The sequence below is a fragment of the Nocardiopsis sp. iso_25 genome (assembly GCF_056173305.1).
On sequence record NZ_CM149667.1, the window covers coordinates 940,529 to 956,549 of the forward strand.

12 protein-coding genes are annotated in these 16,021 nt (G+C 72.7%); 8 read left to right on the forward strand and 4 right to left on the reverse strand.

Going from position 1 to position 16,021, the window contains the following annotated elements; all coding sequences use genetic code 11:
* Positions 1-178: 178 nt before the first annotated feature.
* A complete protein-coding gene (locus tag AC0VX6_RS04335) occupies positions 179-1,345 on the reverse strand; it encodes a DUF695 domain-containing protein (protein ID WP_475467426.1) in 1,167 nt (388 codons plus the stop codon).
* A gap of 233 nt (positions 1,346-1,578) precedes the next feature.
* Between AC0VX6_RS04335 and mnmA the strand changes: the two genes are divergently transcribed.
* The 7 genes from mnmA to gatA all read left to right on the forward strand — a co-directional run bounded on the left by mnmA (position 1,579) and on the right by gatA (position 11,152).
* On the forward strand, positions 1,579-2,667 hold the full coding sequence (gene mnmA, locus AC0VX6_RS04340; RefSeq protein ID WP_274976299.1) for a tRNA 2-thiouridine(34) synthase MnmA: 1,089 nt from the start codon (positions 1,579-1,581) through the stop codon (positions 2,665-2,667).
* A gap of 172 nt (positions 2,668-2,839) precedes the next feature.
* Positions 2,840-3,370 carry a DedA family protein gene (locus AC0VX6_RS04345; protein WP_274976300.1) on the forward strand — a complete coding sequence of 177 codons (531 nt, stop codon included), beginning with the start codon at positions 2,840-2,842 and terminating at the stop codon, positions 3,368-3,370.
* A 59-nt stretch (positions 3,371-3,429) separates the two neighbouring features.
* Positions 3,430-4,473, forward strand: a complete 1,044-nt coding sequence (locus tag AC0VX6_RS04350) for a methionine synthase (protein ID WP_475467427.1) — start codon at positions 3,430-3,432, stop codon at positions 4,471-4,473.
* Between the two features lie 40 nt (positions 4,474-4,513).
* Complete coding sequence (gene ligA / locus AC0VX6_RS04355) at positions 4,514-6,850, forward strand: NAD-dependent DNA ligase LigA (RefSeq protein ID WP_475467428.1); 2,337 nt, start codon at positions 4,514-4,516, stop codon at positions 6,848-6,850.
* A gap of 308 nt (positions 6,851-7,158) precedes the next feature.
* Entirely contained in the window at positions 7,159-9,207 is a 2,049-nt protein-coding gene (locus AC0VX6_RS04360) for a putative bifunctional diguanylate cyclase/phosphodiesterase (RefSeq protein ID WP_274976303.1), read from the forward strand.
* A gap of 143 nt (positions 9,208-9,350) precedes the next feature.
* Positions 9,351-9,650 carry an Asp-tRNA(Asn)/Glu-tRNA(Gln) amidotransferase subunit GatC gene (gene gatC, locus AC0VX6_RS04365; protein ID WP_013151219.1) on the forward strand — a complete coding sequence of 100 codons (300 nt, stop codon included), beginning with the start codon at positions 9,351-9,353 and terminating at the stop codon, positions 9,648-9,650.
* Positions 9,651-9,652: 2 nt separating this feature from the next.
* The gene (gene gatA, locus AC0VX6_RS04370) at positions 9,653-11,152 is read left to right on the forward strand and encodes an Asp-tRNA(Asn)/Glu-tRNA(Gln) amidotransferase subunit GatA (protein ID WP_274976304.1); all 1,500 of its coding nucleotides are present in this window, start codon (positions 9,653-9,655) and stop codon (positions 11,150-11,152) included.
* A gap of 378 nt (positions 11,153-11,530) precedes the next feature.
* Here the strand turns inward: gatA and AC0VX6_RS04375 are convergent, their stop codons facing one another.
* A complete protein-coding gene (locus AC0VX6_RS04375; protein ID WP_475467429.1) occupies positions 11,531-12,766 on the reverse strand; it encodes a thioester domain-containing protein in 1,236 nt (411 codons plus the stop codon).
* Positions 12,767-13,756: 990 nt separating this feature from the next.
* On the opposite strand from AC0VX6_RS04375, the gene AC0VX6_RS04380 reads away from it, so the two are divergent.
* On the forward strand, positions 13,757-14,557 hold the full coding sequence (locus AC0VX6_RS04380) for a CPBP family intramembrane glutamic endopeptidase (RefSeq protein ID WP_274976306.1): 801 nt from the start codon (positions 13,757-13,759) through the stop codon (positions 14,555-14,557).
* A 46-nt stretch (positions 14,558-14,603) separates the two neighbouring features.
* On the opposite strand, the gene AC0VX6_RS04385 is transcribed toward AC0VX6_RS04380, so the two are convergent.
* Positions 14,604-15,542, reverse strand: a complete 939-nt coding sequence (locus AC0VX6_RS04385) for an SRPBCC family protein (RefSeq protein ID WP_274976307.1) — start codon at positions 15,540-15,542, stop codon at positions 14,604-14,606.
* On the reverse strand, positions 15,539-15,784 hold the full coding sequence (locus AC0VX6_RS04390; RefSeq protein WP_274976308.1) for a hypothetical protein: 246 nt from the start codon (positions 15,782-15,784) through the stop codon (positions 15,539-15,541). Before AC0VX6_RS04390 ends, AC0VX6_RS04385 begins: the two co-directional genes overlap by 4 nt.
* Between the last annotated feature and the right edge of the window lie 237 nt (positions 15,785-16,021).

The window sequence follows — 16,021 nt, forward strand, 5'->3', positions numbered from 1 at the left end:
CCGCATCATCCTCCTGGCGGAAATGACACGTTACGCCTGTTGTGACTTGGGTGCCAGATGTGCAAGGCGGGATTTCGGGTTGACCCCGGCGCCCCCGGAGTCGGCGGCGGACCAAGAACCGGTGATCCGTTGCCTTCGCGGCGGTGAACAGCCGTCCCGGCCGCGTCTCGGCCGCGCCCTACTCGCCCAGCTGGCGGCGGAACGGCCTGCGCGCGGTGTTGAACTGCGCCCAGGACGGGTCGAGCTGGCTGCGCAGCTTGACCTCCCCCTCGGACCAGTCGGTCAGCACGGCCTCGAACTCGGGCAGCGCGCCCGAGTCCGGGTCCAGGTAGTAGCGGTAGTCGCGCCTGCCGCCCACGGTCTGGCGCATGAACAGCGCGCCGTTGTCCCCCAGCACACCCGAGATCCGGGCCTCCAGGTCGTCCAGCGCCGAGGCGGAGGCGCCGGTGGGCAGCCTGTCCTCGTCCGTGTGCGTGTACGGCACGATCACCTGCACGAACAGGGTGAACGCCGGGAAGTCGCGGCGGGTCAGCGGGTGGCGGAGCAGGATCTCCACCGCGCCCTGGAGGGGGATTCGCCCGTGCAGCGTCGCCCAGCCGCCCGATCCGCCGAGCATGTCCGCCATCTGCCGCACCACGGCGGGCATCGATGTGGGCGGCAGCGGGTCCAGCGGCGGCTCGTCCAGCGGCGCCGTCTCACCGATCCACCGCACCCGGTCGTCCTCACCCAGCGCCAGCAGGGTGACGTGCTCGGCCACGGCGGCGCGCGTGCTCTCGGGCAGGAACATGTTGTCGGGGTGGTACACGCCCACCTCGACCTTGCCGGTCGCGTGGTCGACCCGCATGGACACCGACACGTGCGACAGGTCGAGCCCGTGGTCGTCCAGGTTGACGGTGGAGGAGAGCTGGTCGTGGTCGGCGGGCCGCACCGGCCGGAACAGCCACCGGGGGTCCTCGGGGGCCGAGCGCGCCCAGCGCTCGGACAGGATGCGCGCCTCCTCCGAGCCGCCGGGGCGCAGCGTCAGGGCGTAGGCGGGGCCGTCGGTCAGCCGGGAGGGGTCGTCCAGGGCGGCCAGCTGCTCCAGGAGCTTGCCCGGGTCCACGTCGGTCGACAGGTCGAGGTCCTCCAGGCCGCCGCTCGGCTTCGGTGCGCGGCCCACCTCCCACTCCATGTCCGGGTGGATGGAGCGGACCAGCGCGGTGACGCGCTCGGACACCTCGGCGGGCACGGGCTGGTCCGACTCGACCGCGCTGGCCAGGGCCTCGCGTTCGGCGGGCCAGGCGTCCCAGAAGGCGGTGACTGAGGAGGTGGAGTCGGCGGAGCGGCGACGACGGAACAGAGCCATGCCCCGATTTTCGCAGAAGCGGACGACCACACTCGCCGCCGCGTCCGGGGGTCGTCCGGCGGACGGTTCGCCGCCCCGGGAGCGCGGCCCGGTCCCGCCCCGGGCGCCGCCGTACCCCTCCTACCGGGACCGCCCGTTGACCCCGGCCCGAGTTCTCCGTCCCCCCGGTCAGGAGTTCCCGTCCCCCCGGGCGGGGTTTCCGTCCCCCCGCGAACGCATACCCTGGAACCACTATGACTTTGCGTGTACTCGCCGCCATGTCGGGCGGGGTCGACTCCGCGGTCGCCGCGGCCCGTGTGGCCGAGGCGGGCCACGACGTCACCGGTGTCCACCTGGCGCTCTCCAAGAACCCGCAGTCCTACCGCACGGGCGCGCGCGGCTGCTGCACCGTGGAGGACTCCCACGACGCGCGGCGGGCCGCCGACGTCATCGGCATCCCCTTCTACGTGTGGGACATGTCGGAGGAGTTCGACCGCGAGGTCGTGCAGGACTTCGTGGCCGAGTACGAGGCGGGCAACACCCCCAACCCGTGCCTGCGCTGCAACGAGAAGATCAAGTTCGAGGCGGTGCTGGACCGGGCCGTCGCCCTGGGCTTCGACGCCGTGGCCACCGGACACCACGTCCGCAAGGTCGATGGGCGCCTGGTGCGCAGCGTGGACGCGGCCAAGGACCAGTCCTACGTGCTGGGCGTGCTCAACGCCGAGCAGCTGGAGCACGCGGTGTTCCCGCTGGGGGACTGCACCAAGGACGAGGTGCGCGCGGAGGCCGAGCGGCGCGGCCTGTCGGTGGCGGACAAGCCCGACAGCCACGACATCTGCTTCATCGCCGACGGTGACACGGCGGGCTTCCTCAACCGGCGCATCGGCGAGCGGCCGGGGCCGATCCGGGACGAGGACGGCACGGTGGTGGGCACGCACAACGGCTCGCACACCTTCACCGTGGGCCAGCGCAGGGGCCTGGGCCTGGGCGGCGCCGCCCACCCGCGGTACGTGCTGTCCATCGAGCCGGTCGACAACTCCGTCACGGTGGGGCCGCGGGCCTCCCTGCGGGTGGACGCCATCACCGGCGTGCGCCCGGTGTGGAGCGGCAGCGAGCCCCTGACCGAGCCGACCGACTGCCACGTCCAGCTGCGCGCCCACGGCGAGGTCTACCCGGCGAACGTGTGGCAGCGCGAGGGCGACGGCGGCCCCGAACTGGTCGTCCGGCTCGCCGAGCCCGCCACAGGTGTGGCCACCGGACAGGCCGTGGTGGTCTACCAGGGCGACACGGTGCTGGGGTCGGCCACGATCTCCGCCACCTCCAGAACCGGGGCCGCGGTCTGAGGGAGGCCGGTTCGGCGGTCCGTGCGAGCGTGTGCACGGGTCGCCCGGAGCGGCCGCCCGGGGGCGCGACGGCGGCGGAGTGGGCTGTCCCACCTGGTTCGTCGCCCGCGATCCCTTGCCGAACTTAGGTAAGGCATAGCATAGTTGCGGGGCGAGGTGAGGGGGCCTGCCCATGCCGGAGTTCGATTTCCTCGACGGCCAGCCGTTCTGGATCGTCTACTTCACGCTGCTCGGCGTGGTCCTGTGCCGTGCCCAGGCCACGTACTGGATCGGCCGAGGCCTGGGCGCCGGGGTGACCCGCAGCCGTATGGGCGCCAGACTCGGCCCCCGGCTGGACGCCGCCCGGCGGCGCATCGACCGCTACGGCGCGCCCGTGGTCACCCTGAGCTTCTGCACCGTCGGCGTGCAGACCGCCGTCAACCTCGCGGCGGGCGCGATGCGCATGCGCTTCCCGCGCTACCTCGCCGCGATGTTCGTCGGCTCGCTGATCTGGGCCGGCCTGTGGGGCGTGGTCATCGGCGGCCTGGTGGGCACCTGGTTCTCCCTGTTCCTGGACTCGCCGTGGGCGGCCCTCGGCGTGGCCGCGCTGGCCGCGGCGGTCGTGGCCGTGATGGTGCTGCGCGCCCGCCGCTCCCGCACCGCCGAGCAGGCCCCCGAGGAGCCCGAGGGCGCCGCCGACCCCCATCGCGCCTCCGCGGGTTAACCCCGACGCGTCCCGACGGTAGCGCCCGCCCGCTTCGCGTTGCCCTAACCTTGGGCGATGTGAGCGAACAGCACCCCTACCCCTGGCCCGCCGCGTCCTCCACCGGGGTCGGGTCCTGGCCGGGAGAGGACCCCGACGAGGCGATGCGCACCGTCCTCGGTGAACTCCCCGACCTGCCGCACCTGCCCGAGCTGCCCGCGCGCGGCGTCGGCGCCGACATGGTCGGCCGCACCTGCGGCCTCCTGGTGGAGTTCCCCGTGGAGGTCCAGCCCAGCGGCTGGCGGGCCGCCGACAGCCCCGGGCGCGACCTGGGCCGCGCGGCCAGCCTCATGTCCTACGACCTCGACGCCCTCACCGAGCACGCCCACGGCTTCACCGGAACCCTCAAGGTGCAGGTCGCCGGGCCGTGGACCCTGGCCGCGTCGGTCGAACTGCGCAACGGCCAGCGCCTGGCCTCCGACCCGGGGGCCTGCCGCGACCTGGCCGAGTCCCACCTGGAGGGCGTCCTCGCCCACCTGGCCGAGGTCCGCAGACGGGTCCCCGGCGCCCGGCTCCTCGTCCAGGTCGACGAACCCTCCCTGCCCGCGGTCCTGCTGGGCGCCCTGCCCACCGCCAGCGGCTACGGCCGCCTGCCCGCCGTCGACCGGGTGCGCGTCGAGGCCGCCCTGCGCCTCCTCTTCGCCGCGATCGAGGGCACCGGGGCCGTCCCCGCCGCGCACTGCTGCGCCCCGGGCGTCCCCGTCGACCTGCTGCGCCGCAGCGGCGCCCGCGCGCTGGGCCTCAACGCCCTCCTCCTCACCCGCGACCACGACGAGGCGGTCGGCACGGCAGTGGAGGCGGGCACCGGACTCCTGCTCGGGGTGGTCCCCTCCACCGACGACGCCGCGCCCGCGCGGACCGCACGAATGTCCGACCCCGCCGCTACTGTCGATCCTGTTCGCGAGTTGTGGAACCGGCTGGGATTCTCCCCCGACCTGCTCTCCCGCGCGGTGGTCACCACACCCACGTGCGGGTTGGCGGGCGCCTCGCCCGGCCACGCGAGGGCGGCCCTGAACGCCTCCCGAGCCGGTGCCCGGGTCCTGCGGGACGAGCCCCGAAGGTAGCGCCCGCAGCAGGCGAGCACGAGAGCGAGAAAGGTACCGAGTGAGCGCGCCCGACACCACCACCGACATCCCCGACGAGGTTCGCGCCCGGCACACCGAGCTGTGCCGGGAACTGGACGACCACAGTTACCGGTACTACCTGGGCACACCGGTGGTCTCCGACGCCGAGTACGACACCCTCATGCGCGAGCTGGTCGGCATCGAGGACTCCTACCCCGCCCTGGCCACCCAGGACTCGCCCACGCAGAAGGTCGGCGCGCCCATCAGCGTCGACTTCGCCGCGGTCGAGCACCTGGTGCGGATGGAGAGCCTGGGCAACGCCTTCGACGTCGGCGAGCTCAACGCCTGGGCCGACCGGGCCAGCGCCGAGGTGCCCGTCAACGGCTACCTGTGCGAGCTCAAGATCGACGGCCTGGCCGTGGACCTGGTGTACGAGAAGGGCCGCCTCGTACGCGCCGCCACCCGCGGCGACGGGCGCGTCGGCGAGGACATCACCCTCAACGTGCGCACCATCGGGGTCGTCCCCGAACGCCTGGACGAGAGCGTGCGCCCCGCGCCCGAGCTGCTGGAGGTGCGCGGAGAGGTCTTCCTGCCGGTGGAGGACTTCGGAAAACTCAACGAGCGCATCACCGCCTCGGGCGAGCACACCCCCTTCGCCAACCCCCGCAACGCCGCCGCCGGGTCGCTGCGCCAGAAGGACCCCCGAGTCACCGCCACCCGGCCGCTGTCGATGATCGTGCACGGCGTGGGCGCCTACTCTCCGGCGGAGGACGGCGGCGGGGACGTGGCCTTCACCAGCCAGTCGCAGGCCTACCGGCTGCTGGGTGAGTGGGGGCTGCCGCTCAGCGACCGCTACCGGGTCGTCACCACCATGGACGAGGTCCGCGAGTACGTGGGGTACTACGCGGCCCACCGCCACGAGCCCGCCTACGAGATCGACGGCATCGTCATCAAGGTCGACGACTTCGCCCTCCAGCGGCGCCTGGGCTCCACCAGCCGCGTCCCGCGCTGGGCGATCGCCTACAAGTACCCGCCCGAGGAGGTCACCACCCGCCTGCTCGACATCAAGGTGGGCGTGGGCCGTACCGGGCGCGTCACCCCCTACGGGGTCATGGAGCCGGTGGTCGTGGCCGGGTCCGAGGTCGAGTTCGCCACCCTGCACAACGCGCGCGAGGTCGAGCGCAAGGGAGTGCTCATCGGCGACACCGTCGTGCTGCGCAAGGCGGGCGACGTCATCCCCGAGATCGTCGCCCCGGTGCTCGACCGCCGCGACGGCACCGAGCGGGCCTTCGCCATGCCCGAGTCCTGCCCCGAGTGCGGCACCGCGCTCGGCCAGCAGAAGGAGGGCGACGTCGACCTGCGCTGCCCCAACGCCCGCTCCTGCCCGGGCCAGCTGCGCGAGCGCCTGTTCTTCGTGGCCAGCCGCAAGGCCCTGGACATCGAGGCGCTGGGCTACGTGGCCGCCACCGCCCTCACCCAGCCGCTGGAGCCCGCCCGGCCGCCGGTGCGCGACGAGGGCGACCTGTTCGACCTCACCGTCGACATGCTGCTGCCCATCCGCACCCACGTGCTCGACCCCGACACCACCGAGCCCAAGACCGACCCCAAGACCGGCGAGCCCAAGGTGGTGTCCTTCTTCGCCAACAAGAAGGGCGAGCCCAAGAAGACGGTCGAGAAGCTCTTCGAACAGCTGGAGGAGGCCAAGTCCAAGCCGCTGTGGCGGGTGCTGGTGGCGCTGTCCATCCGGCACGTGGGCCCGCGCGCGGCGGAGGACCTGGCCCGCCACTTCCGCTCCATGGACGCCATCCGCGCGGCCAGCGAGGAGGAGCTGGCGTCGGTCGACGGCGTCGGCCCGACCATCGCCGCCTCCATCCGCGAGTGGTTCGCGGTGGACTGGCACGCCGAGATCGTCCGCAAGTGGGCCGAGGCCGGGGTGCGCATGGAGGACGAGGACGACGGCTCCAGGCCGCGCCACCTGGAGGGGGTCACCGTGGTGGTGACCGGTTCCCTGGAGGGCTTCAGCCGGGACGGGGCCAAGGAGGCGATCGCCGAGCGCGGCGGCCGGGCCACGGCGTCGGTGTCCAAGAAGACCGGTTTCGTGGTGGTCGGCGACAGCCCCGGCTCCAAGTACGACAAGGCCGTCAAGCTGGGGGTGCCGGTCCTGGACGAGGAGGGCTTCCGCGTCCTGCTGGAGGCCGGCCCCGAGGCGGCCGAGTCCAGGCGCGTCAACCCCGCGCCCGAGGAGCCCGGTGCCGAGGCCGCCGCGGTCGCGGAGACCGGGGACGGGACCGCCGCCGACGCCGTCCCCGCGACAGCCGGGACCGGAGCGGCCCCGACCGCCGCCGACGCCGAGGAGGCGGTCGGGGACGGGGCCTGAGGGGGCGGGCCGCACCCGCTGAGCACGGCCGCGGAACCCGGGGCGCACCGGACCCGCGGCCGTGTCGGGCCCGCGTACCTTTTCGGGGATCTCTCACCACGCACAGCCCCGCATTGGTTAACTGATAGTTCCTGGCAAGCGACAGTTGGTGACGAAACCGCGTAAGGTGGACAGTAACGCACAGGATGCGGGTGTATCCGAAACCGGAATTCGGCCATGAGGGGTGGCCGGGTACCGGCAACCCCGAGCAGGAGCGACGGCACCGTCCGGCGCCGCCGTACTCCGCGGCCCCCTCACAAGGACCAGGCATGAAGGATCCCAACAGCACAAGGGACATCGGTCCCCGGGCCGGGACACCGCTCTGGCTGTACATGCTGGGCGCCACGGCCGCCGGGGCGGTCCTGCTCCTCGTCTCCGGCCTCGGTCTGGGGGCGGACGAACTGCGCGCTCTCGCCGTCGAACCGCTCACCTGGGTTCTGCTGTGCATGATCGTCCTCGGCGAGCTGCGCCCCCTCACCCTCCCCGGCCAGGCGCCCGGCGACGGCGTGCCCACCTCGCTGCCCTTCTCCCTCGCGCTCGTCATCCTGCACGGCCTGCCCGTGGCCGCCCTGGCCCAGGTCACCGCCACCGCGGTCTCCGGGTTCGCGCGCGGCCACGCCCCCCACCGCATCGCCTTCAACGCCGCCCAGTACACGCTCTCGCTCGGCGTCGCCGACGCCGTCCTGCGCCTGCTGCTGCCCGGAACCGTCCAGGGCACCTGGCTGCCCGCCGCGGGCGAGCTCCTGACCGTCGCCCTCGCCGGAGCGGGCTACTTCGCGGTCAACCGCGTCCTGGTCCTGTGCGCGGTGGCCATGCACGAACGCGTGCCCCTGCGACAGGTCATGTCCAAGGGCCTGGCCCAGCAGCTGCACGTCAACGGCGTCCTGCTCAGCCTCGCCCCGCTCGTGGTCGTGGCCGCGACCCACTCGGTGCTCTACGTCCCCTTGTTCGCGCTCCCGCTCGGCGCGCTCTACACGAGCGCCATGCTCTCGGTCCAACGAGACCACCAGGCCAACCACGACGAACTCACCGGCCTGGCCAACCGCAAGCTCCTCACCATGCGCGCCCGCGAGGAGATCGCCCACGCCCAGCAGCGCGGCGGCAGCGTCGGCCTGCTCCTGCTCGACCTCGACCGGTTCAAGGAGGTCAACGACACCCTGGGCCACCCCACCGGCGACCGCCTCCTCCAGACCGTCGCGCGCAGGCTCACCCACAGCGTCCGCCCCGGAGACCTCGTCTCCCGCCTGGGCGGGGACGAGTTCGCCGTCCTGCTGCCCCAGGTCCGCGACAACGCCTCCGCGTGCGAGGTGGCCTTCCGGCTGCGCGGCGCCCTCGCCGAACCGGTCCGCCTGGACGGCATGGACTTCGACCTCCAGGCCAGCATCGGCATCGCCCTGCACCCCCACGACGCCCCCGACTTCGCGCTCCTCATGCAGCGCGCCGACGTGGCCATGTACGTCGCCAAGGCCGACCGCACCGGCGTGGAGTCCTACGACCCCGGCAAGGACCGCAACTCCACCGCCCGGCTCAGCCTGTACACCGAACTGCGCCGCGGCCTGTCCGAGGGCGCACTGGAGATGCACTACCAGCCCAAGGTCGACCTGGGCGACGAACGCCCCGTCGGCCTGGAGGCCCTGGCCCGCTGGCGCCACCCCACCCGCGGACTGCTCACCCCCGAGGAGTTCATGCCGGTCGTGGAGCAGTCCAACCTGCTGCGCGCCTTCACGGGCCAGGTCCTGGACATCACCCTGGCCCGTGCCGCCGGCTGGCACGCCGAGGGCCTCGACCTGCCCGTCGCCGTCAACCTCGGCGTGCGCGAACTGCTCGACCCCGCGCTGCCCGCCACCGTCGCCTCCGCGCTGCGCGAGCACGGCGTACCGGCCGACCGGCTGGTCCTGGAGATCGGCGAGCACGCGCTGATCACCGACACCGACGCCGCCACCGCGGCCGTCCGCCGCCTGCGCGACCTCGGCGTGGGCCTGTCCCTGGACGACTTCGGCACCGGCCACTTCACCCTCGCCCAGCTCGCCGGCCTGCCCCTGGACGAGGTCAAGATCCACGAGTCCTTCACCGCCCGCCTGGTGGACCGGACCGACAACGGCCACACCGTCGTCCGGGCGGCCATCGCCCTGGTCAAGGCGCTGGGCATGCGCGCCACCGCCGAGGGCGTCCAGAGCGGCGAACTCGCCCGCGCCGCCCGCGACACCGGCTGCCACGCCGCCCAGGGCCACCACTTCTCCGCGCCGCTGACCGCCCGGGAGGTCGCCGACTGGGTCGCCGCCCGCGACGGCGGGACCGCGGCCGGCACCCGCGTCTGACCGGGGGGCCGCCGAGCGGCGCCGACCCGGGGCCCGCACCGGTCGGCCGACCGGCGTTCGCCGACCGACCGGCGCCGGGACCGACCCCGGAGCCATAGGATTGATCCCGATAGTCCTTCCGCCGAAGAAACGGTTCGCATTCCATGACCGCCATCACCCGCGATGAGGTCGCGCACCTCGCCCGGTTGTCGCGGCTGGCGCTCGACGAGAGCGAGCTCGACACGCTCGCCGCCCAGCTCGGTGACATCCTGACCGCCGTGGCCAAGGTGCAGGAGGTCGCCCAGGGCGACATCCCGCCCAGCTCGCACGCCCTGCCGCTGACCAACGTCTACCGCCCCGACGAGGCCAGGCCCGGCCTCGCCCACGACCAGGCACTGGCCGGTGCCCCGGCGGTGGAGGACCAGCGCTTCCGGGTTCCGCGGATCCTCGGGGAGGGTGAGTAGCGGTGAGCGACGTCATCAGCCTGACCGCCGCCGAACTCGGCGAGGCCATCAGGGAGGGGCGGGTGACCTCCGAGGAGGCCACCACCGCCTACCTGGACCGGATCGAGTCCGTGGACGGCGAGATCAACGCCTTCCTGCACGTGCGCCGCGAGACCGCGCTGGAGCAGGCCCGCGCGGTGGACGCCCGCCGCGCCGCCGGTGAGGAACTGGGCCCGCTCGCCGGCGTCCCGGTCGCCCACAAGGACGTGTTCACCACCAAGGACATGCCCACCACCGCCGCCTCGAAGATCCTGGAGGGCTGGCAGCCGCCCTACGACGCCACCGTCACGGCGCGCCTGCGCGAGGCCGGTCTGGTCATCCTGGGCAAGACCAACATGGACGAGTTCGCCATGGGCTCCTCCACGGAGAACTCCGCCTACCAGGTCACCCGCAACCCGTGGGACACCGGCCGCATCCCGGGCGGCTCCTCCGGCGGCTCCTCCGCGGCCGTGGCCGCGTTCGAGGCGCCCCTGGCCACCGGCACCGACACCGGCGGCTCCATCCGCCAGCCCGCCGCCGTGTGCGGCCTGGTCGGCGCCAAGCCCACCTACGGCGGCTCCTCCCGCTACGGGATGATCGCCTTCGCCTCCTCCCTGGACACCCCGGGCCCCTTCGCGCGCAACGTGCTCGACGCCGCCCTGCTCCACGAGGCCTTCTCCGGGCACGACCCGCGCGACTCCACCTCCATCGACGCCCCGGTTCCGCCGGTCGTGGACGCCGCCCGACTGGGCGACGTCGAGGGCCTGCGCGTGGGCGTGGTCAGCGAACTGGACAGCGACGGCTTCCAGCCGGGCGTGCGCCAGCGCTTCCACGAGACGCTGGAGCTGCTGGAGTCCCTGGGCGCGAAGATCGTGGAGCTGTCCTGCCCGAGCTTCGACGCGGCCCTGTCGGCGTACTACCTCATCGCTCCCAGCGAGTGCTCGTCCAACCTCGCCCGCTTCGACGCCATGCGCTACGGCCTGCGGGTGGGCGACGACGGCACGCGCAGCGCCGAGGAGGTCATGTCGCTGACCCGGGCCCAGGGCTTCGGCCCCGAGGTCAAGCGCCGCATCATGCTGGGCACCTACGCCCTGTCCAGCGGCTACTACGACGCGTACTACGGCAGTGCCCAGCAGGTGCGCACGCTGATCAAGCGCGACTTCGACGCCGCCTTCGAGAACGTGGACGTGCTGGTCTCGCCGACGACGCCGACCACGGCGTTCCCGATCGGCGAGCGCGCCGAGGACCCGATGGCCATGTACCTGGCCGACCTGTGCACGATCCCGTCCAACCTGGCCGGGAACGCGTCGCTGTCGGTGCCGTGCGGCCTGGCCCCGGAGGACGGCCTGCCCGTCGGCTTCCAGATCATGGCCCCGCCCCTGGCCGACGACCGCACCTACCGGGTCGCGGCCGCGGTCGAGCGCGCGCTGACCGAGCGCGACGGCGACCTGCTGGCCCGCAGCCCCTACGCGGTCGCCCGCTAGGAGCCAGCCGCCGCGGCGGAGTCGTCGAGCGCCCGCCGTCCCCGCGAGGGACGGCGGGCGCGGTGCTGTCGGCCTCCGGGAGTGCGTGGGCTCCGGCAGCGGTTGCGTTCGCTCCAGGGGCTCGGGGGCGGGGGAAACCGGGGGAGGGGCCGCCGCGCTCCGGCGACCGGCGGGGCGTTGTCCACAGGCGGAATCCGGGCTGGTGCGGCGTGTGCGCGCGGCTCTACCGTGGATATAGGGGGGTCCCCAGGCCTCTCGGCTTCGTGCTGCCCCCACGCCGCCCGGGCGGTGATCCGGGGCGCAACGCCGAGGACCCGCCCCGGAACTGTTCCGGAACGGGCCCTGGGTCACGACCGCCCAGCGGCGGTGGGAGGGGTGTTAGCCCTCCAGGTCCTGGCTGCCCGCGGCCTTGCGCTTGCGGCTCAGGTAGATGGCGCCGCCACCGGCGCCGAGGGCGGCCACACCGGCGGCCACCAGGCCGGCGAGCGCGCCGCCGGTCACCGGCAGGGTCGGCTCGTTCTGGTCGTCGGCGGGCTCGGACGGCTTGTCGACGGGCTCGGAGGGCTCGTCGCTCGGGGTCGGCTCCGGGCTCTCGGGCTCACTCGGCTCGGGGGACTCGGGATCGCTGGGCTCGGGGGACTCCGGCGGGGTCTCGCCGCCGCTCCAGGAGACCGAGGCCGAGGCGGAGACGGTGACGTCGCTGTCCTCGGCGGTGATCAGGGTCTGGGTCGGCTGGAACTCCTCCTCGCCCTTGAACAGGCGGCCCGACTGCACGGTGGCCGTGGTCTCCAGGGAGAAGGAGGCGGTGCCCTCCGCCGCGCCCTCCGGAACGGCCAGGCCGACGGTGTCGCCGTTGTTGACCGTGGTGACGGACTCGCCGCTCTCCAGGTTGATCAGCTCGATCTCGACACCCTCGGGGGCCTCGACGCTGACCTCGATGCCGTCCTCGTCGCTGGTCTCGACGAGGAACTCACCGATCGTCTCGCCCGGGCTGCCGGAGGCCTCGCCCGGGGTGATGCTGAGCGTGGGACCGGGCTCCTGCGGGAGGTCCTGGGCTTCGGTGACCAGGTAGTCGTAGACGGCCTTGACACCGTTCGGGTCGTTCGCGGTGACCTCGGCGCCGTTACTGAAGTGCCAGATGGCGGCCTGAGTGGCGGCGATGGCTTCTTCGTCACCGAAGTGGCGGGCGTTGCCCCGGTTCAACTCCGCGTTCTCTGCGAGCTGGGCGGCGCTGATGGTCGGGTAGCTGTTCTGGAGGATCCAGTGCACCTTGCCCGGCTCCGCGAAGTCGCCCCGGCCCGGGTAGTTCGCCCAGTCGTCCTCCAGGTACCAGGCGTTGTCCTTGATCCTGGTCTCGAGGTCGATGCAGTAGGCGGTGAGGGTGGTGCCGTCCTCCAACCGGAGGTCGAAGAGGCTCGTGCTCTCCATCTCACCGTTGATCCGGACGTCCGCGCCGGACGCGGCGGTGGCGGGGTACTGGGCGCGGACGGAGCCCTCGTAGGTCTCCACGGGGTCGGCGGAGGCCGGGGCGGCGAGCCCGAAGGCGAGGAGCGCGGCGGCGGAGGCGGCGAGAGTCGCGCGCCCGACGGAATGGGGGAGGGACACGTACGTCACGTCTTTTCCTGTGGGGATGTCACGGTGCCAACCCAGCCGTTCGCCATGGCCGGTCGCCGTGCGGCGGTCGGTGGTGGTCGGCTGCTGGGGGTGGCCAGGTAAACAGCGGTGTGCGGAGTGCCATGGAAGGGGCGGGGGCCACCCGGCCGAGAAGGCCTCTCCGGTGCGGTCGGTTGCGGGGACGGGCCCGGACCCGAGCCCGGGCCACAGCGGGAAGCTGTTAGCGCCCGTCCGATATTAGCGATATGTCCTGTCCCCTCCAACCCCGTGTTTCCGGGACCGCGGACCGCGTCCGAAGGAGGGCCGAGGGGCGTGCACAGAGAAGACGCCGAGCTCCCGTTCCGGGTTGTCCACAGGCGGGAACCGGATCTGGTGCGGGCTGTTCTCGCAGGTCTAACGTGGAAAACGGGGGGTCCCCAGGGATCCCGGCTTCGCGCTGCCCTCACACCGGAACGCCGGGTCCGCGCACTCTCTTCGCGCGCCAAACCGTGTGGAGGCGACCAGCGGCGGTCGAGGCCGCCCCGGTCCGTCACCCCCGGTTCACCGGACTTTCTTCGCCCGGCCCCCTCGCCCAGCCCTCACCTGGGCCCATTGCCCGACCCTCGCCCGGGCCACGCCGGGATCGGTCCGGGTCTGATTCGACCGATATCCGTGCCGCCCGTGCTCCTCCGGGTCAGAACCCGGGTGCGGAAAACAGCTCCGCGTTGGCCGCGATGGGGGGAGCATGGGTTGTCAGGAGCTTCCGACAGGAGGTCAGGAGGTTCTTCGCCCGTGTGCACCCTCGCGCAGCGGTCGCTGCTCCTTGGTCCGTGATTTTGTACCCATAGCGAGGCTCGACGGTCGAAACTCGCTATAGGTAAAAGATCATCGCAGGTCAGGGCTCTTTCGTCACGCTAAGAGCACTTCCGTTCAGCCCTTGTCCGGCACCTGTCGACGGACGCCCTGAATGCCCTTATGCCCCTTTTTCAACGGAGAGAAGTGAACGCTGCCATGGACACCACCAGTGCTCGCGACCCCGGCCGGGCCGCTCCCACAGGCGTCGGACGTCTCGGGCACCGTGCCGACCCGCTGCTGGGAACCCGGGTGCGCCTCCGGGACGCGGTGCTCCTCGGCGCGGTGACGGTGGTTTCCGGGGCGCTGCTGCTCGGCGCGGGGCTGCTGGTGGTCACCCTCACGGTCGCGGACTGGCCGCCCGCGGCCCGTGTCGTCCTCGCGTTCGGCCCTCTGCTGCTGCTCACCCCGCTGGTGGCCTGTGCCGCGGGCCACGCCCTTCTCATGCGACGCGGACCGCGCCTGACCCTGAGCGACGTGGGACTGGTGAAGCCGAACCGCGTCCCCGTCGGCCTTCTGCTGTGGATTCCGCTGGCCATCGCGTCCGCTGCGCTCTCGACGGGCGCCGCGCTCGGCGTGGTCTCCCTCCTGGGCGTCAGGCAGGAGGGAGGGTTTTCCTCGTCCTCGGAATTCTCCGGCCTCGTGGCGGAACTTCCGCTCCCCGCGAGCATCACCATCGCTCTGGGCACGGTGCTGCTCTTCCCCTTCTTCGAGGAGCTCCTCTTCCGTGGCATGCTCCACGGAGCCCTGACGCGCCACACGGCGCCGTGGGCGGCGGTCGCGCTCTCGGCCGTCGTGTTCTCCCTCGTCCACGTGGCTCCCCTGCTGATGCCCTACACCCTGGTCCTGGGCCTGTGGCTGGGGTGGCTGCACCGTCGGTACGAGTCCATCATCCCGTCGGTCGTGCTGCACTGTTGCAACAACGGACTGGCCGTGGCCATCACCCACGGCGTGCTGTGACACCGCGGCGGGCGGAGGGCCGTCGCCCGCCGCCCGGTGGGGCCCGCTACGACGCGGCGGCCTGGGCGATGGTCTGAGCGTGCCCCCGGAGGTTCTGCCAGGCGATCCACCGGACCACGCGGCTGGCGATGCCCCGGGGCTTCAGGGCGTTGCGCCAGGCCCGGCGCAGGTGCAGCCTGGAGCGGTCTCCCAGTGGTTCGATGACGATGCGCAGTGTGCGACCGCTGTCGTCCTGCGTCCAGGTGACCTCACGGCCGGGGACGCTGTGCGTGATCGACTCCCTGGTCGAGTCCTCCGTGACTCTGTTGGTCAGCTCCACGACACCGTCGCCGAGCTGCCGCGACGAGACGGAGGCCGGATCCCACTCGCCCCGGCGCTCCGGGTCGCTGACCAGTTCCCAGACCCGTTCGGGTGACACGGGCACCTCAAGGTCGTAGGTCGTGTACTCCCAGCCCTCGGGCGGCTGTTCGGAGGCGTCAGCGCTGTCCGCCGAGGACGGCTTCGGGCCCTGCGGCCTCTCCGCCAGCTCGCCGAGGTCGCGCCGGAGCCGGTCGGTGTCCGCGCCCAGCCGGTCCAGGACCCGTCGCACCCGGCCGCCCTCGTCGTCGATCAGCGCCGCGAGCAGGGACGCGTCGCCCCCGGCCGCCGGGATGTCGTACTCAAGCTCCTCCAGACGGGGAGTGGACCGAAGCCAACCCTTCGAATCCTCGACGGACGGAGCCGGCACGGTGACGTCGACCCCCAGCATGGCGAGGTCCTCGCGGAGGATCTCGTCGATCGCCGAGCGCGCTTCGGCCAGGCCCACCCCGGAGTCCATGAGCAGACGGGCCCCCGGACCGCCGGTGACCAGCACACCCAACAGGAGGTGCTCGAAGTCGACTTCGGCGTGGCCCGCGCGGGCGGCCTCGTGGCTCGCGGCCCCAAAGGTCGCGATCCGGTCGAAGTGCCTGTTGATCAGGCCCTGCTTCGCCGACGGGTTCGTCATCGTTGTCCCCTCCTGGCTGCTTCGATGTGGCTCAACCGTTTTCCGTACTTCTTGTGGACGGCCTGACGGGTCACCCCGAGCGCGGCGGCGATGGAGCTCCATGACTCGCCCGACCGCAGCGCCTGTTCGACCTGCCGCAGCTCCAGAGAGTCGACCACCGCGCGCAGGGAGGCGACGGCGCGCAGCCCCTGCACGGGGGTCGATGTGTCCGAGGCGGTGGCCGCCAGCTGTACCGCATCCATGGCGTCAACCTAGGTTGCGCGACTACGGTTGTCAACCTAGGTTGCGCACCCTCGTGTTGTCAACCCGGGTTGCGCGCATGCCGGAGCGCGCCCACCCGGCGGGCGGACGCGGTGCCCCGGCCATCCCCGGCCGCTCCGGGGCACGGCCGTCCGCCTTCCGGACAACGCGAAGGGCCCGTTTCCGTGGTCTCCCACGGAAACGGGCCCTCAGGCTCCACCGTCCTCGGACGGCGGGAG

Bases quoted from the DNA above. Each gene is read 5' to 3' on its own strand.
- AC0VX6_RS04335 (WP_475467426.1), bottom strand. From the start codon at position 1,345: ATGGCTCTGTTCCGTCGTCGCCGCTCCGCCGACTCCACCTCCTCAGTC.
- mnmA (WP_274976299.1), top strand. From the start codon at position 1,579: ATGACTTTGCGTGTACTCGCCGCCATGTCGGGCGGGGTCGACTCCGCG.
- AC0VX6_RS04345 (WP_274976300.1), top strand. From the start codon at position 2,840: ATGCCGGAGTTCGATTTCCTCGACGGCCAGCCGTTCTGGATCGTCTAC.
- AC0VX6_RS04360 (WP_274976303.1), top strand. From the start codon at position 7,159: ATGAAGGATCCCAACAGCACAAGGGACATCGGTCCCCGGGCCGGGACA.
- gatC (WP_013151219.1), top strand. From the start codon at position 9,351: ATGACCGCCATCACCCGCGATGAGGTCGCGCACCTCGCCCGGTTGTCG.
- AC0VX6_RS04380 (WP_274976306.1), top strand. From the start codon at position 13,757: ATGGACACCACCAGTGCTCGCGACCCCGGCCGGGCCGCTCCCACAGGC.
- AC0VX6_RS04385 (WP_274976307.1), bottom strand. From the start codon at position 15,542: ATGACGAACCCGTCGGCGAAGCAGGGCCTGATCAACAGGCACTTCGAC.
- AC0VX6_RS04390 (WP_274976308.1), bottom strand. From the start codon at position 15,784: ATGGATGCGGTACAGCTGGCGGCCACCGCCTCGGACACATCGACCCCC.